This window comes from Variovorax cryoconiti (genome assembly GCF_051216395.1).
GTDB lineage: Bacteria > Pseudomonadota > Gammaproteobacteria > Burkholderiales > Burkholderiaceae_C > Variovorax.
Genome location: NZ_JBPJZI010000001.1, coordinates 942,101 through 962,637, shown reverse-complemented (window position 1 = coordinate 962,637; position 20,537 = coordinate 942,101). Strand labels below are relative to the sequence as shown.

Sequence of the window (20,537 nt, the reverse complement as noted above, 5' to 3'; positions counted from 1 at the left end):
AACCCGCGATTGTAGGCGGACGGGTCGTTTTTGTCGCCTCTGCCGAGAGTGCCCTGCCCCCCAACAGGTCTTGTTTTGATTGACCAAGTCAACTTGTTGACGCCAAAATCCGCCGATGCCCGCCACAGCCCACCCCGAGCCCGTTGCATCCGAAGCCGTCAAGGCGGTGCGCCGCTTCAACCGCTTCTTCACCCGCCGCATCGGCGTGCTCGAGCCGTACCTGGGCAGCGCGCTGTCGCTGACCGATGTCCGCGTGTTGTACGAACTGGCCCATCGGCCGGGCGTCGTGGCGCGCGACCTGATGCACGACCTGGGGCTCGACGCCGGTTACCTCAGCCGCATCCTCAAGCGCTTCGAGGCCGCGGCCTGGCTGACGCGCAACCCCAGCCCCGAGGATGGGCGACAAAGCCTGCTGACGCTGACCGAGGCCGGTCACGCCGCCTTCGCCCCGCTGCAGCAGCGGTCCCGCGACGATGCGGCCGCCCTGCTCCGGCCCCTGCCGCCCGGCCCACGGCAGCAACTGGTCGACGCCATGGCGCGGGTCGAAGCGTTGCTCGCCGACGCGCCGACGGCTTCGCGCCAGGTCGTGTTGCGCGATCCCCGGCCGGGCGACATCGGCTGGGTCGTGCAGCAGCACGGCGCGCTCTACGCCCGCGACTACGGATGGGACATGCGCTTCGAGGCACTGGTCGCCGGCATCGCGGCCGACTTCGTGCGCAGGTTCCAGCCCGACTGGGAGAAGTGCTGGATCGCCGAGCTCGACGGCGAGCGGGTCGGCGCGATCTTTGTGGTGCGCAAGTCGGCCACCACGGCGCAGCTGCGGATGCTCATCCTCACGCCCCAGGCGCGCGGCCTGGGCCTGGGGGCGCGGCTCACCGACGAATGCATCGCCTTCGCGCGCGCCAAGGGCTACCGGAAGATGGTGCTGTGGACCAACAGCTGCCTCACGGCGGCGCGTGGCATTTATGCCAAGCGCGGCTTCCGGCTCGTCAAGTCCGAGCCCTACGAGGGCTTCGGCCAGCAGCTCGTCGGCGAGACCTGGGAACTGAGGCTGTAGCGCGACCTTATTCCATGCTCCAGCCGTGGCTGACGATGAGCGACTGGCCGGTCAGCGCATTGGTCGGGAAAGCGGCAAACAGCAGGGCCACGCGCGCCACGTCGTCGGTCGTGGTGAATTCGCCATCGACCGTGTCCTTGAGCATCACGTTCTTGACGACCTGTTCCTCGGTGATGCCGAGCGTCTTGGCCTGCTCGGGGATCTGCTTCTCGACCAGCGGCGTGCGCACGAAACCCGGGCAGATGACGTTGGAGCGAACGCCGTACTTGGCGCCTTCCTTGGCCACGGTCTTGGACAGGCCGATGAGGCCGTGCTTGGCCGTCACGTAAGGCGCCTTCAGCACCGAGGCTTCCTTGGAATGCACCGAGCCCATGTAGATCACGCTGCCGCCGCGGCCCTGTGCGTACATGTGCTTGAGGCAGGCCTTGGTCGTGAGGAAGGCGCCGTCGAGGTGGATGGCCAGCATCTTCTTCCAGTCGGCGAAAGTGAATTCCTCCACCGGGTGCACGATCTGGATGCCGGCGTTGCTGACCAGAATATCGATGCCGCCGAAGGCCTTGGCCGCCTCTTCGACGGCCGCGTCGACCTGCTCTTCGCTGGTCACGTCGACCGCCACGCCGATGGCCTGCGCGCCCTTGGCCTGAAGCTCGGCGGCTGTGGCATCCGCCGCGGCCTTGTTGAGGTCGGCGATGACGATCTTCGCGCCTTCCTGCGCGAACAGGAGCGCGATTTCCTTGCCGATGCCGCTGGCCGAGCCGGTGATGAAGGCGACCTTGTCCTTGAGTTGCATGGGATGTCCTTGTGGAGGTGAAAAGATAGACACAGACTACGTTGAAAGCCTTTGACGAAGCTGACCGGCTCAGCGCCCCTGGCGCACGGCCGGCAATTGCAAGGGGCGGCGAACGCGGTGCGCGTTCGGTTCGGTCAGGTCGAAGGTGGTGACGCCGTTGACCTGCGAGGCCTCCTGCAGCAACTCCGGATGGTCCAGCGTGTTGCGGATGTCGCGCAGGCCGGCCTCCCAATGGTCTTCGACCGACGCGCGCGAGAACTCGTAGTCCTTCGATTCCAGCTCGTGGTGCTTGTCGCGGTAGATCAGGTGGACGATCTCGATCGGCTGGTGCGTCAGCTCGGCGCAGATGGCGGCCACCGCCGGGTCCTTGCGCAGGCGCTCCGGCATCTTGGCCATCAGGTCGGCGATGGCCTGCTGCAGGTTCATGTTGGCGGCCATCGCATCGGTGTTCATGCGGGTGCGGCTCGAATAGGTGATGTCCTTCTGCCGCTCCATCGCCTCGGCCAGCGTGCGCGGCATGTCGCCGTGCGCACTGAACAGGTCGACCTGCAGCACCATCAGCGGCTCGGTGCGCGGATGGGTGTCGAGCACGTACTGCAACGGCGTGTTCGACACGATGCCCCCGTCCCAGTAGTCCTCGCCGTCGATGTGCACCGGCGCGAAGCCTGGCGGCAGCGCACCGCTGGCCAGGATGTGCTCGGGCCCGATGCGCTGCACGGTGTTGTCGAAGTACACCGAGTTGCCGCTGCGCACGTTGACCGCGCCCACGCTGAAGCGGATGCCGCCGTCGTTGATGCGGTCGAAGTCGACCAGCCGCTCGAGCGTCGCCTGCAGCGGCGCCGTGTCGTAGTAGCTGAGCACCGGCGCTGCGCCGCCCAGCAGCAGCGCGGGGTTGCGTCGCGGCTCGAAGAAGCCGGGAATGCCGAACAGCGTGGCCGCACTGGCACTCCACTGGTTGCGCCAGACGCGCTGGCCGGCCCAGCTCGGCAGGCGCTGCGCCGGGCCGGAAGACACCAGGTGCCAGAACTCCTTCAGGCGCTCGACGCGCTTCTCCGGCGGGTTGCCGGCGATGAGCGCGGCATTGACCGCGCCGATCGACACGCCGGCCACCCAATCGAGCTGCTTGTGCTTCTCGGTGACGCCGGCATAGACGCCGGCCTGGTAGGCACCGAGTGCGCCGCCACCTTGCAGCACCAGGGCGCGGCGCGCCTTCGTGATGTCCAGGCGCGAGGCCGATCGGCGGGTCTTGGGGCGGGGGGTGGAGGTCATGCCTGACATTGGACACCAAGCCCGCCTGCCGATGGCATCATCCCGCGCATGAACCCACAGCCTTCTCCTGACGATGTCACGCGCTTCTGGAGCGACGCCGGTCCCCAGCGGTGGTTCAAGAAAGACGCCGCCTTCGACGCGGATTTCAAGGCGCGTTTCGAGTTGGCGCACCACGCGGCCGCGACCGGTGCGCTCGACGGCTGGGCGTCGGCGCCCGACGGGGCTCTCGCGCTTCTGATCCTGCTCGACCAGTTGCCGCGCAACGCCTGGCGCAACAGCGGCCACATGTTCGCGACCGACGGCAAGGCGCTGGCCCTGGCCCGTGCCGCCATCGACGCCGGCTTCGACCGCCAGGTCGACGATGCGCTGCGGGCCTTCTTCTACATGCCCTTCATGCATGCCGAGTCGCTCGCCGACCAGGAACGCTGCGTCGAGCTCTGCGCCGACCTGGCCGACAACCTGCGCTTCGCGATCCTGCACCGCGACATCATCCAGCGCTTCGGCCGCTTTCCGCACCGCAACGCCGCGCTCGGACGCACCACGACCCCAGAGGAACAGCGCTTTCTCGACGAGGGCGGCTTTGCCGGCTGACGGCCTTCAACCGTTCATCGCAACGGCGCGGGCTGCTGCGGCACGTGCTCCTGAGGCTGCGGCTTGCCGCGCAGCGAGCCGTATTGGTGGGCGTAGACCCAGGTGAACTCGGCCCCCAGCAGGAAGATCTGCGCCGAGTAATAGACCCACACCAGCACCACGACCAGCGAGCCCGCCGCGCCATAGCCCGAGGCCACGCTGCTCTTGCCGATGTACAGGCCGATCAGGTGCTTGCCGACGGTGAAGAGCAGCGCCGTGACGCCCGCCCCCACCCACACGTCGCGCCATTCCACCCGCACCCGCGGCATGAGCTTGTAGATCATCGCGAAGATGACGGTGACCATGCCGAAGCTGACGACGAAGTTGACGCCCTGTGCCAGCACCTCCCAGCCGCCGAAGACCGGCGCCCACCACTTGCCCAGCGCCGCGATGGCCGCGCTCGCGACCAGCGACACGATCAACAGAAAGCCGATGCCCATGATCATGCTGAAGGACAGCAGGCGCACGCGCAGCAGGCCGAAGACGCCGCCGCCGGTATTGCGCGCCGGTGCCCGCCAGATGCGGTCCATCGCGTCCTGCAGTTCGCCGAAGACGGTGGTGGCGCCGACCACCAGCAGCGCCAGGCCGATCACGGTGGCGATGATGCCCTCGCGTGGCTTGTTGACGGCCTCGAGCATGCCCTGCACCGCCAGCGCGCCCTGGGCGCCCATCAGGCCCGAGAGCTGCGCGAAGATCTCGCCGCGCGCTGCTTCCTGGCCGAACACCAGGCCGGCTACCGAGATCACGATCAGCAGCAGCGGGGCCACCGAGAAGACCGTGTAGTAGGCCAGCGCGGCCCCCATGCTGGGCGCGTAGTCGTTCTTCCAGGAGAGGAAGGCCTGCCGGGAGAGATCGACGAGTGCACGCAATTGCATGGTCGGCAGTGTGGCAGCAAGCCAGGCGTGGGCCTGTCGGCGCAGCGCCCGTGCCGCCGACGGCAGCACGACCACCCCGGCCCGCCCATAATCGATCGCTTATGCAGCCGATCGCCCCGGACGCCGCCGCCCCCACGGCCACCGACCGCCCCCGCCCCCAGTCGCCACGCGATCTCTTCGTCTCCTTCACCTGGCTGGCCCTGCAGGGCTTCGGCGGCGTGCTGGCCATCGTGCAGCGCGAGGTCGTCGAGAAGAAGAAGTGGCTCACGCCCGAGGAATTCCTGGAGGACTGGGCCGTCGCCCAGGTGCTGCCGGGGCCCAACGTGATCAACCTGTCGGTGATGATCGGCGACCGCTATTTCGGCCTGCGCGGCGCCGCGGCGGCGCTGGCCGGCATGCTCACGGTGCCGCTGGTCGTGATCCTCGCGCTGGCGGTGCTGTACGCGCACTACGCCGGCAATCCGCAGGTGGCGGGCGCGCTGCGCGGCATGGGCGCCGTGGCCGCGGGGCTGATCGCCGCCACCGGCATCAAGCTGCTCCCGGCGCTGCGCCGGCTGCCGCTCGGCTTCGGGCTGTCGCTGGCGATTGTCGCGGTCGTCCTCGCCGCCATCGCCTGGCTGCGCATTCCGCTGGGCTGGGTGCTGATCGTGGTGGGTGGCGCGGCCTGCGGCGAAACCTGGCGGCGCCTGCGTCCGGTGGAAGGGCCCGCGCCATGACCATCACGATGCACTGGCACGACTGGCTGGCGCTGCTCGCGCAGTACCTGATGCTGTCGCTGCTCTCGGTCAGCGGCGCGATCACCACCGTGCCCGACATGCACCGCTACCTGGTCGACCAGCACGGCTGGCTGACCGAGGCGCAGTTCACCTCGTCGGTCGCCATCGCGCAGGCGGCGCCCGGCCCCAACGTGCTGTTCGTCGGCCTGATGGGCTGGAACGTCGGGCTGAACGCGGGCGGCGGCATCGGCGCCGGCCCGCGCGCCTGGCTGCTGGGCCTGTTCGGCCTGGCCGTGACCATGGTCGGCATCATGGTGCCGAGCACCACCCTCACCTACTTCGCCACCCGCTGGGGCCACCGCAACCGCGAGCGGCGCGAGGTGCGCGCCTTCAAGCAGGGCATGGCGCCGGTGGTGGTCGGCCTCTTGATCGCCACCGGCTGGGTGCTGGCGGCCGGCAACGTCGCCGCCGACGTGCCGGCCTGGCGCCTGTGGCTGCTGACGGCCATCACCGCCCTCATCGTCTGGCGCACCCGCGTGCACCTGCTCTGGCTGCTCGGCGCCGGGGCACTGCTCGGCGCCTTCGGACTTGTCTGACCTTTTCCAGGAGAAACCCATGCAACTTCGCGAACTCGGCCGCTCCGGCCTCCAGGTGTCCCCGCTGGCTTTCGGTGGCAACGTCTTCGGGTGGACCGTCGACGAGGCCCAGTCCTTCCGCCTGCTCGACGCCTGGCTCGATGCGGGCTTCAACTTCGTCGACACGGCCGACGTCTATTCCAGCTGGGTGCCGGGCCACGTGGGGGGCGAGTCGGAAACGATCATCGGCAAGTGGCTGCGCCAGAGCGGCAAGCGCAACCGCATCGTGCTCGCGACCAAGGTCGGCAAGCCGATGGGCGAGGGCAAGGTGGGCCTGTCGGCGGCGTACGTCCGCGAGGCGGTCGATGCGTCGTTGATGCGGCTCAAGACCGACCACATCGACCTCTACCAGTCGCACGACGACGATGCGGGCACGCCGCTCGAAGAGACGATGGAAGCCTTCGCCGGCCTCATCAAGGCGGGCAAGGTGCGCGCGATCGGCGCGTCGAACTACAGCGCGCCGCGCCTGGCCGAAGCGCTGGACGTGTCCGAACGCCTCGGCTTGCCGCGCTACGAAAGCCTGCAGCCGCTCTACAACCTGTACGACCGCGCGGTGTTCGAAGACGCCTTGGCGCCGCTGTGCCGGGAGCGCGGCGTGGGCGTGATCAATTTCTATGCGCTGGCGGCGGGCTTCCTGACAGGCAAGTACCGCAGCGAGGCCGACGCGGGCAAGAGCGCACGCGGCGCCAACACCACCAAGAAATACCTGAACGCGCGAGGCCTCCGCATCCTCTCCGCACTCGATGCAGTGGCGGCCGCGCACGGCGCGACACCCGCGCAAGTGGCCATCGCCTGGCAGATCGCGCAGCCGGCGGTGACGGCACCGATCGCCAGTGCCACCTCGACCGCGCAGCTGGACGAGTTGACGAAAGCCGCTACGCTGAAACTCGACGATGCATCCATCGCGGCCCTGGACGCCGCCAGTCGCGAAGGCTGATCAGTAGGCTCGCTCCGACACGGTTTGGCGCTTCCGGCGCCTGCCGGAATCAGGTGCGAAGGCCCAGAGTCCGTTCATCCAAAAAATCGGAGAGAGAACCATGTCCTTCGCGCTTTACATGATCGGTTTCGTGATCTTCCTGGGCGGCCTCGCCTGGGGCGCCTCGGTCGCCGGGGTGCCGACCCTGTACATCGGCATCGGCGCCCTCGTCCTGTTGGGCATCGGCATCTTCAGCGGTGTGGGGCGTACGCGCGGCAAGGATCCGTCTTGATCCTCTGCGTGCAACCCTGACGTCCCAAGAAAAAGCCCGCCCGGGTCGACCCGGGCGGGCTTTTTCTTGGGCGCCGGAACGTCGACTTACTTGGGTGCGGAGGCGGCGTTGCGGGCAGCCTCGGTGGCGGCATTGGCCGCGTCGAGGGCCGACGAGGCCGACGACGACGGCGCAGTCGCCGGCTCGGACGACGCCGGTGCTGCGGGTGCCGGCGAAACCGAGGCCGGCGGGGGCGTCACCACCGCGGGGGCCGACTCCTCCTTCTTGCCGCAGGCGGCCAGGGCGGCCGCGGCGATGACGGCGGCGATCAGCACGGATTTGTTCATGGCGTCTCCTTGAATGAATGCATGAACAAAAATTCTAGGACCGCATTCCTGCATCAAAACGTGAGCGCGGCCTCGGCTTACAGGCCCAGCGTCGTGGCCGCAAAGGCAGGCCGCGCATGGCGCAGGCATTCATCGATCCGCTCGCGCAAGGCGCGTCGGTTGTCGGCCTGATGGCTGCACACGCCACGGCTGCGCTCGGCGTCGATGCGGTGCAACGACCAGGTCGACGTGAGGATCAGGCTCGGCACCGACGGCGCGCCCGTGCCGCTGCAGGCGCGTGCATCGACCACGTGGCTCCACAGCCGGCGCCACTCGACGAAGCGCGCGTGCGAGCGATCAAAGACCTTGAAGTCCTCGGCCAGCAGCAGGAGGCTGCGGCCGCTCGCCGCCCAGGCCTGCAGAGCGGCAATGCTGCGGCGCTCGCCCAGCGGCCAGTCGGCGAAGCCGGGGTCGCTGAAGATGATTTCGCGCCAGCCCTGCTGCGCCGCCGCGTCGAAGGCGCTGCGCAGAAGCGCATCGAAGGCCACGCGGCCATCGAACGGACCGTCGGGCAATGCGGGCCCATCGACGGGCGGCGTGTCAGTCGGCATGGGCCCACCCGGCCTCGCACCAGTCGCTCAGGAGGGCTCGCGCGTCGTCGCTGGCACGCGCCAGGTCTCGCGTATCGAGGGCGCGCTGGTCGGCCAGGCGGCGCATCAGGGTCGCGTCGCGGCCGCCGGCACGGAAGCTCTCGCCGTTGATGTAGAGGTGGCGCGCGTCGTAGAGCATGCGGGTGCGGCGGTCGAGCCGCACGCCCTGCAGCGTGTCGGGCGCCTCGCGCGCATCGAACCACACGTTGGACTTGGGCTCGGTCATCGATTCGCCCAGCGCGCGGTCGATCGCGTCGGGGTCGCGCAGCGCCGCCTCCACGGCCTGCCGCGCGAAGGCCTGCAAGGCGCCCGGCATGGCGGCGGGGTGCTCGACCGCCACCTGACCGGGGTCGCGGTAGTACACCGACGGACGATCCGGAGCGTCCTGCAGCCCATCGGCCTGCGCCTCGGCCATGCGCGACAGCAGGTCGGCGCCCAGCGGCGCAGCGGCCGGGGTGCGCAGGCCAATGGAATAGGTCATGCAGTCGCCTCCGACCGCCACGCCGTCGTGCGCATAGCGCGGCGGCAGGTACAGCATGTCGCCGGCCTCGAGCACGAAGCTCTCTTCCGGCTCGAAATGTTCGAGGATCTTGAGCGGCACGTCGGGCTGCAGCCGCAGGTCGCGCTGCCGGCCGATCGACCAGCGCCGGCGCCCGCTCGCCTGTAGCAGGAACACGTCGTAGCTGTCAAAGTGCGGGCCGACGCCGCCGGTGTCGCTGGCGTAGCTGATCATCAGGTCGTCCAGCCGTGCATCGGGCAGGAAGCGGAACTCGCGCATCAGCGCATGGGCGCCCGCGTGGTGCAGGTCGACACCCTGCACCAGCAGCGTCCAGCCCGGCTGCTGCAACGACGGCACGGCGCGCCGCGCGAAAGGGCCGTGCTTGAGCGACCAGCCCTTCGGGCCCTGCCGGATCAGGCGCGACTCGACGTCTTCCTGCGCCGCGAGGTCGAACAGCGCGCTGCGCGGCACCGGCGGCACCATCTGGGGCACGGCCTGGCGCACCAGCAGCGGCTTCTTCTGCCAATGGCGGCGCATGAACTGCGCCGCCGTGAGTCCGCCCAGGAGCGTGAGAGGGGAATGAATGTCCATGGGAGAATTCTGCAATGGAAATTTCTGAACAATGCGTGGTCGGCCTGACCTGGACGCTCAAAGACACCCTCGGCGACGTGCTCGACGTGCTGGATGAACCGGTCGAGTTTCTCGTCGGCGGCGACGATCTTTTCGATGCGATCGAAGCCGTGCTGCAGGGCCACGAACCGGGCGCGCGGGTGCAGGTGCAACTCGAGCCCGAGCAGGCCTTCGGCGACTTCAACGACCAGTTGCTCTTTCTCGAGCCGCGCACGCTCTTCCCCGAAGGCACCGAGGAAGGCATGACCTTCGACGGCGCCGCCCTGCCCGACGGCGTGAACCCCGACATGCCCAAGGACGTGATCTACACCGTCGCCGAAATCTACCCCGACCATCTCGTGCTCGACGGCAACCACCCGCTCGCCGGCATCGCGCTGCGCCTGGACATGACCGTGCGTTCCGTGCGCGAAGCGACCGAGGAAGAAATCGGCCGCGGCTCCGCGGGGACCGGCTTCTTCAAGCTGGCCTCGGCCACGCCCGGCAGCGACACCCTGCACTGAACCGACAAGAAACGCCCCAATAGAAAGCCCCGCGATGCGGGGCTTTCTTGTTCCAGGGATACCGCGGATCTGGCTCCGCCAGTCCGCCGGTATCGCCCCCTTGAGGGGGAGGCGGCGACACGCAGTGCGCCGCTTCGGGGGTGGGTTAATACCTCGAAATCTGCCCGCCGTTGATCACCACCCGATCGCCGATCCGCAGATCGCCCGGCGTCGGCACGTCGAAGGCCCGGTAGCCGCCGCGATCGATCTGCACGGAGATGCGATAGCTCTCATAGGCACGCGGCGCATTGTTGTTGGCCTCGATGTTGTTGCCCAGCAGCGCGCCGCCGACGATGCCCAGGGCCGTGGCCGCCGCCCGACCGCCGCCGTGGCCGATCTGGTTGCCGAGCACACCGCCAATCACGCCGCCCGCGACCGCACCGCCGCCGCCGGGCGCCGCGCCGCGTGTTTCGCTGCGAACCACCTCGATGTTGGCGATCTGGCCGTACTCCGCATAAGGGCCCTGCGGCGCCGCGTACGCCGGCTGGGCATGCGGATGGTAGGGATAGCGGGCGGTCTCGTAGACCGGTTGCGGTGCCACACAGGCGGTCAGCGTGGCGAGTGCCACCACGGCTGCTGTGAGCGAAAGGATGCGAAGTTGTTTCTTCATGTGTGTTACTCCACGAAACCTGTTGAATGGGAAGCGCTGGCCTCTCTTAACGCGCCGACCTGCGGTCCGATGACCGCTCATTCTGCTGGCGGATCATGGAGAGTTCGAGGAGACCGCCTTGTAGGGAGTTCCCGACTTTGCACCAGGGACACATTCGCAGAGTGCGGTGCGAATCAGCTTCGCCCGGTGGAGCCGTAGCCGCCCTCGCCGCGCTCGCTCGGCGGGAATTCGGCCACCACGTTGAACCGCGCCTGCACCACCGGAACGATCACCAACTGGGCCAGCCGCTCCATGGGCTGCAACACGAAGGCGGTGTCGCTGCGGTTCCAGGCGCTGACCTTCAATTCGCCCTGGTAATCGCTGTCGATCAGCCCGACCAGGTTGCCCAGCACGATGCCGTGCTTGTGGCCCAGGCCCGAGCGCGGAAGGATCAAGGCCGCGTAGCCGGGGTCGGCCAAATGGATGGCGATGCCGGTGCCGACCAGTTGCCACGCATTGGGCTCGAGGGTGATCGGCGCGTCGAGGCAGGCGCGCAGGTCGAGGCCGGCGCTGCCGGGCGTGGCATAGGCGGGGAGTTGGTCCGCCATGCGCGGATCGAGGATGCGGACGTCGACGTTCACGGGTTCACTTGCCTTTTTGTCGTTGCTGTTGCTGTTTCTCGGCGGCCTGGCGCGCCATGTCTTCCAGCCAGGTACGCCATGTGGTGATGCCGGGCGGCAGGAGGCGCCGGCGGAACCGGTGGGCCAGCCAGAGGCCGCTACCGAGGACGAGCACCACCAGGCCAAGGGGCAGGTCGGCCACGATCATCGCGACCAGCAGGCCGACCCACACCAGGACCGCACCGCGGATCAGGTCCACCGACGCCGGGCGAGCGACACCGGGCGTCGCATCAGCTGCCGTCTGGGTCACGACCGGTCGCGCTCGTGCCACGCCCCGCTGCGGCGACATGCCATCGGAAGGCTGGTCCGTCGGCGCCATGCCGACGTCGAGCGCATGGTCACCATCGGCCTCGGAGGCACGACGGGCGATGGCTGAACGGGCGGAGAGTTGCTCCACGAGACGCGCGAAATCGCCGTCGGGCGGGGTGTTCCACTGCGCGTTGTGCTGGTTCATGTCGGTCTCCTGGTCATGGCTGGCGCACGGCCGACAGTCGCGCGGCGATTTCTGCGACCAGCTCCCGTGCGAGCTGCAGCTTGGGCGCGCGCGGAAGTTCTCGCACGCCGTCGGCGTCGACCAGCAGCAGGCTGTTGTCGTCCTGCCCGAAGGTCAGCGGACCGATGTTCCCCACCAGCAGCGGGATGCCCTTGCGCGCGCGCTTGGCCTTGGCGTGTTCGGCGAGGTTCTCGCTCTCGGCCGCGAAGCCGACGCAGAAGAGTTCGCCGCTGCGCCCGCGCGCGCTCTGCGCGAGCGTCGCCAGGATGTCCGGGTTCTCGACGAAATGCAGCACTGGCGGCTGGCCGCTGCCGTCCTTCTTGATCTTCTGCTCGCTGTGCGAGGCCGGTCGCCAGTCGGCCACCGCCGCCGTGGCGACGAAGATCGAGGCGCTGCGGGCCTCGCGCTCGGCCGCGTCGCGCATCTCCAGCGCGGACATCACGTCGATGCGCCGCACGCCGCGCGGGGTGGCCTGGTGCACCGGGCCGGCGATCAGCGTGACTTCGGCGCCGGCTTCGCGCGCGGCGCGGGCGATGGAGAAACCCATCTTCCCGGACGAATGGTTGGTGATGCCGCGGATCGGGTCCAAGGCCTCGAAGGTCGGGCCAGCCGTGACCAGCACCCGCTGGCCCACCAGCAGCTTGGGCTGGAAGAAGGCCGTGATGTCCTCGAGCAATTGGGCTGGCTCGAGCATGCGACCGTCGCCGGTCTCGCCGCAGGCCTGCCAGCCACTGCCCACGCCCAGCATCGTGGCGCCGTCGGCGGCCACCTGCTGCAGGTTGCGCTGGGTCGCGGGGTGGGCCCACATCTCGCGGTTCATGGCGGGGGCGATCAGCAGCGGCACGCGGTCCATCGGCCGGGCCAGGCATAGCAGGCTCAGCAGCTCGTCGCTGCGCCCCTCGGCCAGCCGCGCAACGAAGTCGGCGCTGCACGGCGCCAGCACGATCGCATCGGCCTCGCGGCTCAGGTTGATGTGCGGCATGTTGTTGTCCTCGCGCGGATCCCACTGCGAGCTGTAGACGCGGCGGCCGGACAGCGCCTGCATGGTGACCGGCGTCATGAACTGCGTCGCCGCCTCGGTCATCACCACCTGCACCGTCGCGCCGGCCTTGACGAAGAGCCGGCAGAGCTCGGCCGACTTGTAGCAGGCGACGCCGCCCGTGAGTCCGAGAACGATGTGTTTGCCGGAGAGGTCTTGCATGGGGCAAGTTTAAGTGGGCCGCCTATAATCCTCATTTCCCACTGACCGGACTTCAAAGTCTGGAAATGGCATGACCAAATTCGTCTTCGTCACCGGCGGTGTGGTGTCTTCCCTGGGCAAGGGAATCGCCTCCGCCTCGCTCGCCGCCATCCTCGAATCGCGCGGCCTCAAAGTCACCCTCATCAAGCTGGATCCGTACATCAACGTCGATCCCGGCACGATGTCACCGTTCCAGCACGGTGAGGTGTTCGTCACCGACGACGGCGCCGAGACCGACCTCGACCTCGGCCATTACGAGCGCTTCATCAACACGCGGATGCGCAAGGCCAACAACTTCACGACCGGCCAGATCTACAAGTCGGTCCTCGAGAAGGAACGCCGCGGCGACTACCTCGGCAAGACGGTGCAGGTGATCCCGCACATCACCAACGAGATCCAGGAATACATCAAGCGCGGCGCCGGCATCGGCACGGCGCACGAGGTCGACGTGGCCATCGTCGAAATCGGCGGCACGGTCGGTGACATCGAGTCGCTGCCCTTCCTCGAAGCGGTGCGCCAGATGAGCCTGCGCAACGGCCCCAACAACTCGGCCTTCGTGCACCTGTCGTACGTGCCGTGGATCGCCGCGGCCGGCGAACTCAAGACCAAGCCGACCCAGCACACCGCCAAGGAACTGCGCGCCATCGGCATCCAGGCCGACGTGCTGCTCTGCCGCGCCGACCGGCCGATCCCGGACGACGAACGCGCCAAGATCTCGCTGTTCTCGAACGTGCCCGAATGGGGCGTGATCTCGATGTGGGACGTGGACACCATCTACAAGGTGCCGCGCATGCTGCACGAGCAGGGCCTGGACGGCCTGATCTGCGACAAGCTGCGCATCAACACGCCGCCGGCCAAGCTGCAACGCTGGGACGATCTGGTGTACGAGGTCGAGCACCCGCAGCGCGAAGTGAGCATCGCCATGGTCGGCAAGTACGTCGACCTGTCGGACAGCTACAAGTCGCTCAACGAGGCGCTGCGCCATGCCGGCATGAAGAACCATGCCCGTGTGAAGATCGACTACATCGACTCGGAAACCATCACGCCGCAGGACGTGTCGCGCCTGTCGAAGTACGACGGCGTGCTGGTGCCCGGCGGCTTCGGCCAGCGCGGTGTCGAAGGCAAGATCTCCGCCGCCAAGTTCGCCCGCGAAACGCTGGTGCCCTACCTGGGCATCTGCCTGGGCATGCAGGTCGCGACCATCGAGTACGCCCGCAACGTGGCGGGCCTGAAGAACGCCAACAGCACCGAGTTCGACCCGGCGACGCCGACCCCCGTGATCGCCTTGATCACCGAGTGGAAGGACGCCGACGGCAGCATCAAGACGCGCGACGAGAAGTCCGACCTGGGCGGCACCATGCGCCTGGGCGCGCAAAGCTCCGACGTGACACCCGGCACGCTGGCGCACAGCATCTACGGCGACGTGGTGACCGAGCGCCACCGCCACCGCTACGAAGCCAACGTCAACTACCTCGACGAGCTGCGCCGCGCCGGCCTGGTGATCTCGGCGCTGACGCAGCGCGAGCACCTCACGGAGATCGTGGAGCTGCCGCACGACGTGCACCCGTGGTTCATGGGCGTGCAGTTCCACCCCGAGTTCAAGTCCACGCCCTGGAGCGGTCATCCGTTGTTCAACGCATTCATCAAGGCGGCACTGGACCACCAGGGCGCCGACAAGAAAGCACTGAAGGTCGTTGCATGAAACTCTGCGGATTCGACATCGGCCTCGACCAGCCCTTCTTTTTGATCGCCGGCCCCTGCGTGATCGAGTCGGAGCAGCTGCAGATGGACACGGCTGGCACGCTCAAGGACATCACCTCGGCGCTGGGCATCCCGTTCATCTTCAAGAGCAGCTTCGACAAGGCCAACCGCTCGTCGGGTACCACCTTCCGCGGCCCCGGCCGTGAGAAGGGCCTGGAGATCCTGGCGAAGGTCCGGCGCGAACTGGGCGTGCCGGTGCTGACCGACGTCCACACGAACGAGGACATCACCGAGGCCGCCAAGGTGGTCGACGTGCTGCAGACGCCCGCCTTCCTGTGCCGCCAGACCGACTTCATCCGCGCCGTGGCGCAGTCGGGCAAGCCGGTGAACATCAAGAAGGGCCAGTTCCTCGCGCCGCACGACATGAAGAACGTGATCGACAAGGCGCGCGCGGCGGCCAAGGAAGTCGGCCTCGACGAAGACAGCTTCATGGCCTGCGAGCGCGGTGCGAGCTTCGGCTACAACAACCTCGTCTCCGACATGCGCTCACTGGCGATCATGCGCGAGACGAAAGCGCCGGTGGTGTTCGACGCCACGCACTCGGTGCAGCTCCCGGGCGGCCAGGGCACGACGTCCGGCGGCCAGCGCGAGATGGTGCCGGTGCTGTCGCGTGCGGCGGTGGCGGTCGGCGTGGCGGGGCTCTTCATGGAGACCCACCCCGATCCGTCGAAGGCGATGAGCGACGGCCCCAACGCCGTGCCGCTCAAGCACATGAAGGCGCTGCTCGAGACGCTCGTCGCGCTCGACCGCGTCACCAAGAAGAACGCTTTCCTCGAGGACATCTTCCAGTCATGACCAGTGCCTACATCATCGCCAACGTCGAAGTCACGAACCCGACGCAGTACGAGGAATACAAGAAGTGGTCGACCGCGGCCATGCAGGCGCATGGCGCCGAAGTTTGCGTGCGCGGCGGCAAGGTCGAGGTGCTGGAAGGCGACTGGGCGCCGCAGCGCCTGGTGATCCTCAAGTTCCCCTCCGTCGACGCCGCCAAGGCCTTCGACAGCTCCCCCGAATACGGCAAGGCCCGCGCAGCGCGCCAGGGCGCCGCGATCATGCGCATGATCGTGGTCGAAGGCGTTTAAGTTTTTTTGTTTTAAGAAAGAGACGCAATGAGTGCAATCGTTGACATCGTCGGGCGCGAAATCCTCGACAGCCGCGGCAACCCCACCGTCGAATGCGACGTGCTGCTGGAGAGCGGCACCATGGGCCGTGCCGCCGTGCCCTCGGGCGCGTCGACCGGCTCGCGCGAAGCCATCGAGCTGCGCGACGGCGACAAGGGCCGCTACCTCGGCAAGGGCGTGCTGAAGGCCGTCGAGAACATCAACACCGAGATCTCCGAATCGGTGCTGGGCCTCGACGCCAGCGAACAGGCCTTCCTGGACCGCACGCTGAACGACCTGGACGGCACCGACAACAAGGCGCGCCTGGGCGCCAACGCCACGCTGGCCGTGTCGATGGCCGTGGCGCGTGCGGCGGCCGAAGAATCGGGCCTGCCGCTGTACCGCTACTTCGGTGGCATGGGCGGCATGCAGTTGCCGGTGCCGATGATGAACGTCATCAACGGCGGCGCGCACGCCAACAACAGCCTGGACCTGCAGGAATTCATGATCATCCCCGTGGGCGCCAAGAGCTTCCGCGAGTCGGTGCGTTACGGCGCCGAGGTGTTCCATGCGCTCAAGAAGATCCTGAGCGACCGCGGCATCAGCACGGCGGTCGGCGACGAAGGCGGCTTCGCCCCCAGCGTCGAGAGCCATGAAGCGGCCATCCAGCTGATCCTCGAAGCGATCGACAAGGCCGGCTATGTGGCGGGCGAACAGATCGCCCTGGGCCTGGACTGCGCGGCCAGCGAGTTCTACAAGGACGGCAAGTACGTGCTGGCCGGCGAAAACCTGTCGCTGTCGGCCGAGAGCTGGACCGACATGCTGGCGACCTGGGTCGACAAGTACCCGATCATCAGCATCGAAGACGGCATGCACGAAGGCGACTGGGACGGCTGGAAGCACCTGACCGAGCGCCTGGGCAAGCGGGTGCAGCTGGTGGGCGACGACCTGTTCGTCACCAACACCAAGATCCTGCAAGAGGGCATCGACAAGGGCATCGCCAACTCGATCCTGATCAAGATCAACCAGATCGGCACGTTGACCGAAACCTTCGCTGCCATCGAGATGGCCAAGCGCGCCGGCTACACGGCCGTGATCTCGCACCGCTCGGGCGAGACCGAAGACTCGACCATCGCCGACATCGCCGTGGGCACCAACGCCGGCCAGATCAAGACCGGCTCGCTGTCGCGCTCGGACCGCATCGCCAAGTACAACCAGCTGCTGCGCATCGAGGAAGACCTCGGCGACATCGCCAGCTACCCCGGTCGCGGCGCGTTCTACAACCTGCGCTGATCCCTTCGCTGACCCCACGTCCTTCGAGACATGCGCTCGCGCGTCGTCCCCATCGTCCTGGCCCTGCTGCTGCTGATCCTTCAGTGGCAGCTGTGGACGGGGCGCGGGAGCGTGCCCGAGGTGTCCAGCCTCGAAGACAAGCTGAGCGCGCAGAAGGAATCGAACGCGCGCGCGGCTGTCGCCAACGACCGGCTGGCCTCCGAGGTCAACGACCTCAAGGAAGGCCTGGAGATGGTCGAAGAACGTGCCCGACAGGAACTGGGCATGGTCAAGCCGGACGAGGTCTTCGTCCAGATCACCCGCTGACCGGGCCGTCATGCCCGAATTCTTCTCGGCGCCGGCCTTCGTGCTGTGGGGCGCCCCGACCAGCTGGTCTGAAGTGATCGCCGCGTTGCTGGCCCTGGCCATGGTCGGCTGCAACATGCGCGAGATTCACTGGGGCTGGCCGCTGGCCATCGTCAGCTCGCTGCTCTACTGCTTCGTGTTCTTCGAGGCGCGCATCTATGGCGACGCCTCGCTGCAGATCTTCTTCGCCATCGTCGCCTTGTGGGGCTGGTTCCAATGGCTGCGCGGGCACCGCGGTGACGGCGGCCCCTTGCGCGTCGCACGGCTTTCCCCGCGCGGCCTCGCCCTGACGCTGCTGGCCTGCGCCATCGCCTGGCCGGCGGTCGCCCTCTTCCTTCGCCGCTTCACCGACACCGATGTGCCGTGGTGGGACGGTTTCGCCACCGGCCTCAGCCTCGTCGGCCAATTCCTCCTGGGACGCAAGTTCATCGAGAACTGGGGGGTGTGGCTCGCCGTGAACGGGGTGAGCATCGGCCTCTTCATCCACAAGGGCCTGTGGCTCACGGTCGGGCTCTACGCGGTGTTCGCCGTGTTGAGCGTGGCCGGCTACCTCGCCTGGCGCCACCGGCTGGCGCCTTCGGCATGACGCCGTTGCTTACCCGCGCAAGCGTGATCGCCGTGGTCGGTGCCGAAAGCACCGGCAAGACGGAGCTGGCGCGCGTGCTGGCCGAGCGGCTGACGCAGCGCGGTATCGCGACCACGCTGGTGCCCGAGGTGCTGCGCGACTGGTGCGTGCGCGAGGGCCGCACGCCACGCCCCGACGAACAGGCGGCCATCGCCGACGAGCAGACCCGCCGCATCGCCGAGGCCGCGCGCCATGGCGTGGTGGTGGCCGACACAACGGCGCTGATGACCGCCGTCTACAGCGACCTGCTGTTCGATGATCCGGCCCTCTACCCCGACGCGCTCGCCGCGCAGGCCCGCTACACGATGACGCTGCTGACCGCGCTCGACCTGCCCTGGGTGGCAGACGGCCTGCAGCGCGACGGGCCGCATGTGCGCGAGCCGGTCGACGCGCTGGTGCGTGCCGCACTGGCGCGAGCAGGCATCTCGTATGCCGTGGTGCATGGCCGCGGCCCCGAGCGCCTCGCCAGCGCCTGGACCGCGCTGAACCTGGCCAGCGATGCCGAGCCGGCGGTGTCGACCGGAACGGCCGGCGAGGCCTGGCGTTGGTCCTGCGAGAAATGCTCCGACCCGGTGTGCGAGCACCGGCTGTTCACCGATCTCTTGTCGCGGCGCCCCTGAGGCGGCCACCGCCATGGTCTGCGGTCACGCCCTCTTCCTGCTGACCCTGGCCGTCGCCCTGTCCGATGGCATCGCAGCGCCGGCATCGGTCACCGTCAGCAACCACAGCCGCCCCACCGCCTGCGCCGAGGAAGACAACGTCTCGCTCCACCTGCAGGCGCCGGGCATCACACGCTTGCGCGTCGAAGCGCTGCCGCCGCCCTACCTCGACCGGGTCGAACGCGACGCCACCGCGCCCGACTTCTCGGGTTGCCGTTTCAACGGCGGCGCGCATCCGACCGACCCGGCCTACCGCTTTCGCGAGCGCCGGGTCGTTCTGCACGACGGCCCGCAATGGCGCATCGTCGGGCTCACGCTGCCGTCGTTTTGGCGACCGCAGCGGGTGCCGCTGCGCATCGGCCAGCGCACGGTGCGCGGCATCCATCTGCTGCAGGTGTTCGCGAAGACCGGCGACGCATCGCAGCCGCGCGAGGTGCTGGTGCTCTACCCGGCCGATGGCTACTGGCGCATCAAGCCGGTGCCCGCGCCGCGCTTCGGCGACGGGGTCTACGGCTCGTCGTTCCTGCTCGGGCCGGTGGTGGACGACGGCCGGCCGGTGGTGAACATCGCGTCGATCCGCATCGAGACGCGGCCGCTGGTTCTGCATCTGCGCTTCGCCGATGGCGGACAGGCGCGCGTCGCGGTGGCGGAAGCCAGCCAGGCACGCACCGCGCTGGATGTGTCGTTCTCGCCCGCCACGAATGACGCTGTGCCCTTCGCAACCTTGCGTTCGATGCACGTCACCCCCGACAACGCCGACGTGAGCGAGATCACCTGGCGGCAGGAGTCGGACGCAGCGCTGCACACGCAGCCGCTCGACGCGGTGCGCCGCATCGACGCGACCGACGTCCGCTTCGGCCGCAGCATCCCGTCGCGCCACAACACCAGCGCACCCGACATTCGCTTTCACGACTTCGAAGCGCCCGGACGCTGAGCGCCAAAAGCTATTGGACGGTCGGCGTCCCTGGCAGCTGGTCGCCCGGCGGACGGAAGATCTGCGCCGCATCGACCGCATCGAAGCGGTACTGCTTGCCGCAGAAGTCGCAGCCGACTTCGATGTCGCCGCGCTCCGCGAGGATGCTCTCGGCCTCGTCCACGCCCAGGCCGCGGATCATCTGCGCCACGCGCTCGCGCCCGCAGGTGCAGGCGAAATGCGGGCCCAGCATGCCCTTCTGCGGCTCGAAGCGCAGCAGCTTCTCTTCCCAGAACAGGCGGCGCAGGATGGTCTCGACGTCGAGCGTCAGCAGCTCGTCGCGCGTGAGCGTCGAGGCCAGGATCGAGATGCGGTTGTAGTCCTCGTTGAGGCCGATCTCGTCTTCGTTGGCCGGGTTGCGGTCGCCATCCGCCGTGCCTTCGAGGTTGCCTTCGCCCTTGACCGGCAGCCGCTGGATCAGGAGGCCCGCCGCGACCTTGTCGTCGGCCGCCAGCACCAGCGTGGTGTCGAGCTGTTCGCTCTGCAGCATGTAGTGCTGCAACACGTCGCTGAGCTTGCCGAGCTTCTCGCCCTCGTCGCCGAACAGCGGCACCACGCCCTGGTACGGCTGCTGGCCGGGCACGCGGCCCTTGGGCTCGAGCGTGATCGCGCAGCGGCCCTTGTTGTTGACGTTGACCATGTCGGGCAGGCGTGCATCGGCGGGCAGGTCGCCCACCACGGTGGCCGTGGCGCGCAGGCTCAGGTCGGGCTTGACCTCGGCCACCACCACCTTGACCGGGCCGTCGCCGAAAATCTGCAGGATGAGCGAGCCGTTGAACTTGATGTTCGACTGCATCAGCGCGGCAGCAGCCGTCATCTCGCCCAGCAGCTCGGCCACCGGCGGCGGGTAGGCGCCGGTCGTGGTATTCGCCGCACGCCGCGCCAGGATTTCCTGCCAGGCATCGGTCAGGCGCACGAGCATGCCGCGCACCGGCATGCCGTCGAACAGGAATTTGTGCAGCTCGCTCAAAACAGT

General features: G+C 68.2%; 26 protein-coding genes. 15 read left to right on the top strand and 11 right to left on the bottom strand.

The window, feature by feature from the left end:
- Positions 1-115 precede the first annotated feature (115 nt).
- A complete protein-coding gene (locus tag ACSFA2_RS04780; protein ID WP_435454144.1) occupies positions 116-1,057 on the top strand; it encodes a bifunctional helix-turn-helix transcriptional regulator/GNAT family N-acetyltransferase in 942 nt (313 codons plus the stop codon).
- A gap of 7 nt (positions 1,058-1,064) precedes the next feature.
- On the opposite strand, the gene ACSFA2_RS04775 is transcribed toward ACSFA2_RS04780, so the two are convergent.
- Positions 1,065-1,847: a 3-hydroxybutyrate dehydrogenase gene (locus tag ACSFA2_RS04775; protein ID WP_435454143.1), complete on the bottom strand. Its 783-nt coding sequence runs from the start codon at positions 1,845-1,847 to the stop codon at positions 1,065-1,067.
- A gap of 69 nt (positions 1,848-1,916) precedes the next feature.
- On the bottom strand, positions 1,917-3,116 hold the full coding sequence (locus ACSFA2_RS04770; protein WP_435454142.1) for a DUF3734 domain-containing protein: 1,200 nt from the start codon (positions 3,114-3,116) through the stop codon (positions 1,917-1,919).
- Positions 3,117-3,164: 48 nt separating this feature from the next.
- Between ACSFA2_RS04770 and ACSFA2_RS04765 the strand changes: the two genes are divergently transcribed.
- Positions 3,165-3,707 carry a DUF924 family protein gene (locus ACSFA2_RS04765; RefSeq protein ID WP_435454141.1) on the top strand — a complete coding sequence of 181 codons (543 nt, stop codon included), beginning with the start codon at positions 3,165-3,167 and terminating at the stop codon, positions 3,705-3,707.
- Between the two features lie 14 nt (positions 3,708-3,721).
- Here ACSFA2_RS04765 and ACSFA2_RS04760 read toward each other — a convergent pair whose 3' ends face one another.
- The gene (locus tag ACSFA2_RS04760) at positions 3,722-4,621 is read right to left on the bottom strand and encodes a YihY/virulence factor BrkB family protein (protein WP_435454140.1); all 900 of its coding nucleotides are present in this window, start codon (positions 4,619-4,621) and stop codon (positions 3,722-3,724) included.
- 101 nt (positions 4,622-4,722) lie between these two features.
- Between ACSFA2_RS04760 and ACSFA2_RS04755 the strand changes: the two genes are divergently transcribed.
- The 4 genes from ACSFA2_RS04755 (at position 4,723) to ACSFA2_RS04740 (ending at position 7,180) form a co-directional block, all read left to right on the top strand.
- Entirely contained in the window at positions 4,723-5,337 is a 615-nt protein-coding gene (locus ACSFA2_RS04755; RefSeq protein WP_435454139.1) for a chromate transporter, read from the top strand.
- Complete coding sequence (locus ACSFA2_RS04750) at positions 5,334-5,933, top strand: chromate transporter (protein ID WP_435454138.1); 600 nt, start codon at positions 5,334-5,336, stop codon at positions 5,931-5,933. Before ACSFA2_RS04755 ends, ACSFA2_RS04750 begins: the two co-directional genes overlap by 4 nt.
- Before the next feature lie 19 nt (positions 5,934-5,952).
- On the top strand, positions 5,953-6,909 hold the full coding sequence (locus tag ACSFA2_RS04745) for an aldo/keto reductase (protein WP_435454137.1): 957 nt from the start codon (positions 5,953-5,955) through the stop codon (positions 6,907-6,909).
- A 100-nt stretch (positions 6,910-7,009) separates the two neighbouring features.
- A complete protein-coding gene (locus ACSFA2_RS04740) occupies positions 7,010-7,180 on the top strand; it encodes a hypothetical protein (RefSeq protein ID WP_435454136.1) in 171 nt (56 codons plus the stop codon).
- 86 nt (positions 7,181-7,266) lie between these two features.
- Here ACSFA2_RS04740 and ACSFA2_RS04735 read toward each other — a convergent pair whose 3' ends face one another.
- The 3 genes from ACSFA2_RS04735 to ACSFA2_RS04725 form a co-directional block, all read right to left on the bottom strand.
- A complete protein-coding gene (locus tag ACSFA2_RS04735) occupies positions 7,267-7,506 on the bottom strand; it encodes a hypothetical protein (RefSeq protein ID WP_435454135.1) in 240 nt (79 codons plus the stop codon).
- Positions 7,507-7,583: 77 nt separating this feature from the next.
- On the bottom strand, positions 7,584-8,096 hold the full coding sequence (locus tag ACSFA2_RS04730) for a hypothetical protein (protein ID WP_435454134.1): 513 nt from the start codon (positions 8,094-8,096) through the stop codon (positions 7,584-7,586).
- Entirely contained in the window at positions 8,086-9,225 is a 1,140-nt protein-coding gene (locus ACSFA2_RS04725; protein WP_435454133.1) for a JmjC domain-containing protein, read from the bottom strand. The genes ACSFA2_RS04730 and ACSFA2_RS04725 overlap by 11 nt, the downstream gene beginning before the upstream one ends.
- Positions 9,226-9,239: 14 nt before the next feature.
- Between ACSFA2_RS04725 and ACSFA2_RS04720 the strand changes: the two genes are divergently transcribed.
- Positions 9,240-9,764 (top strand): FKBP-type peptidyl-prolyl cis-trans isomerase, encoded by a 525-nt coding sequence (locus ACSFA2_RS04720; RefSeq protein ID WP_435454132.1) that lies wholly within the window; start codon positions 9,240-9,242, stop codon positions 9,762-9,764.
- Between the two features lie 145 nt (positions 9,765-9,909).
- On the opposite strand, the gene ACSFA2_RS04715 is transcribed toward ACSFA2_RS04720, so the two are convergent.
- The 4 genes from ACSFA2_RS04715 to coaBC all read right to left on the bottom strand — a co-directional run bounded on the left by ACSFA2_RS04715 (position 9,910) and on the right by coaBC (position 12,766).
- The gene (locus ACSFA2_RS04715; protein WP_286644981.1) at positions 9,910-10,413 is read right to left on the bottom strand and encodes a glycine zipper 2TM domain-containing protein; all 504 of its coding nucleotides are present in this window, start codon (positions 10,411-10,413) and stop codon (positions 9,910-9,912) included.
- 173 nt (positions 10,414-10,586) lie between these two features.
- Complete coding sequence (gene dut / locus ACSFA2_RS04710; protein WP_435454131.1) at positions 10,587-11,033, bottom strand: dUTP diphosphatase; 447 nt, start codon at positions 11,031-11,033, stop codon at positions 10,587-10,589.
- Between the two features lie 4 nt (positions 11,034-11,037).
- Positions 11,038-11,526: a pterin-binding domain-containing protein gene (locus ACSFA2_RS04705; protein ID WP_435454130.1), complete on the bottom strand. Its 489-nt coding sequence runs from the start codon at positions 11,524-11,526 to the stop codon at positions 11,038-11,040.
- Between the two features lie 13 nt (positions 11,527-11,539).
- Positions 11,540-12,766 (bottom strand): bifunctional phosphopantothenoylcysteine decarboxylase/phosphopantothenate--cysteine ligase CoaBC, encoded by a 1,227-nt coding sequence (coaBC, locus tag ACSFA2_RS04700; RefSeq protein ID WP_435454129.1) that lies wholly within the window; start codon positions 12,764-12,766, stop codon positions 11,540-11,542.
- A 70-nt stretch (positions 12,767-12,836) separates the two neighbouring features.
- Here coaBC and ACSFA2_RS04695 point away from each other — a divergent pair, with 70 nt between their 5' ends.
- From ACSFA2_RS04695 to ACSFA2_RS04660, 8 genes are read left to right on the top strand one after another with little or no spacing between them, the layout of a single operon-like run.
- Positions 12,837-14,507 carry a CTP synthase gene (locus ACSFA2_RS04695; protein ID WP_435454128.1) on the top strand — a complete coding sequence of 557 codons (1,671 nt, stop codon included), beginning with the start codon at positions 12,837-12,839 and terminating at the stop codon, positions 14,505-14,507.
- Positions 14,504-15,361: a 3-deoxy-8-phosphooctulonate synthase gene (kdsA, locus tag ACSFA2_RS04690; RefSeq protein WP_435454127.1), complete on the top strand. Its 858-nt coding sequence runs from the start codon at positions 14,504-14,506 to the stop codon at positions 15,359-15,361. The genes ACSFA2_RS04695 and kdsA overlap by 4 nt, the downstream gene beginning before the upstream one ends.
- On the top strand, positions 15,358-15,648 hold the full coding sequence (locus ACSFA2_RS04685; RefSeq protein ID WP_435454126.1) for a DUF1330 domain-containing protein: 291 nt from the start codon (positions 15,358-15,360) through the stop codon (positions 15,646-15,648). Before kdsA ends, ACSFA2_RS04685 begins: the two co-directional genes overlap by 4 nt.
- A 27-nt stretch (positions 15,649-15,675) precedes the next feature.
- Positions 15,676-16,959 (top strand): phosphopyruvate hydratase, encoded by a 1,284-nt coding sequence (eno, locus tag ACSFA2_RS04680; protein WP_435454125.1) that lies wholly within the window; start codon positions 15,676-15,678, stop codon positions 16,957-16,959.
- A 30-nt stretch (positions 16,960-16,989) separates the two neighbouring features.
- Entirely contained in the window at positions 16,990-17,265 is a 276-nt protein-coding gene (gene ftsB / locus ACSFA2_RS04675; protein WP_435454124.1) for a cell division protein FtsB, read from the top strand.
- A gap of 10 nt (positions 17,266-17,275) precedes the next feature.
- Entirely contained in the window at positions 17,276-17,890 is a 615-nt protein-coding gene (gene pnuC, locus ACSFA2_RS04670) for a nicotinamide riboside transporter PnuC (protein WP_435454123.1), read from the top strand.
- Positions 17,887-18,549, top strand: coding sequence for an AAA family ATPase (locus ACSFA2_RS04665; RefSeq protein ID WP_435454122.1), 663 nt, complete (start codon positions 17,887-17,889; stop codon positions 18,547-18,549). Before pnuC ends, ACSFA2_RS04665 begins: the two co-directional genes overlap by 4 nt.
- Positions 18,550-18,562: 13 nt before the next feature.
- Positions 18,563-19,522: a hypothetical protein gene (locus ACSFA2_RS04660; protein ID WP_435454121.1), complete on the top strand. Its 960-nt coding sequence runs from the start codon at positions 18,563-18,565 to the stop codon at positions 19,520-19,522.
- A gap of 10 nt (positions 19,523-19,532) precedes the next feature.
- On the opposite strand, the gene hslO is transcribed toward ACSFA2_RS04660, so the two are convergent.
- Positions 19,533-20,531 (bottom strand): Hsp33 family molecular chaperone HslO, encoded by a 999-nt coding sequence (hslO, locus tag ACSFA2_RS04655; protein ID WP_435454120.1) that lies wholly within the window; start codon positions 20,529-20,531, stop codon positions 19,533-19,535.
- Positions 20,532-20,537: the final 6 nt, after the last annotated feature.